This window comes from Gilliamella sp. Gris3-2 (genome assembly GCF_001690345.1).
Taxonomy (GTDB): domain Bacteria; phylum Pseudomonadota; class Gammaproteobacteria; order Enterobacterales; family Orbaceae; genus Gilliamella; species Gilliamella bombi.
Window position 1 is genome coordinate 1 of sequence record NZ_LZHB01000059.1, and the last position, 363, is coordinate 363.

Annotated in this window: 1 protein-coding gene and 1 pseudogene; both read left to right on the top strand. The window is 34.4% G+C overall.

Annotation, left to right across the window (positions count from 1 at the left end; all coding sequences use genetic code 11):
* Positions 1 to 126, top strand: a pseudogene (locus tag A9G32_RS12620) (DDE-type integrase/transposase/recombinase); the annotation flags it as partial.
* Between the two features lie 73 nt (positions 127 to 199).
* The coding region (locus tag A9G32_RS08020; protein ID WP_141672892.1) for a transposase at positions 200 to 363 on the top strand (164 nt) is incomplete at its 3' end.

Below are 363 nucleotides of genomic sequence, written 5' to 3' on the forward strand. Positions count from 1 at the left end.
CATGGGTATCCATTAAAAATACGGGTCGATAATGGGCCAGAATTTACAGGAAAAACCTTTATAAACTGGGCTAAATCACATAATATAACCATTGATTATATCCAGCCCGGTAGTCCTTATCAAAATTGTAACTATCCCCTAAAATAGTACAGCAAAAAAGAAGAAAATTCTCTATGATAAAAGAAAAGGGGATTTAATTATGAAAAAAATGACTGAACATCAAATTGTCGCTATTTTAAAAGAAGCTGAAGCGGGTATTCCGGTTAAAGAACTGTGCCGTAAATATGGCATGGGTAATTCAACTTTCTATAAATGGCGAGAAAAATACGGCGGAATGGAAACTTCGGATATCAAACGCTTAAA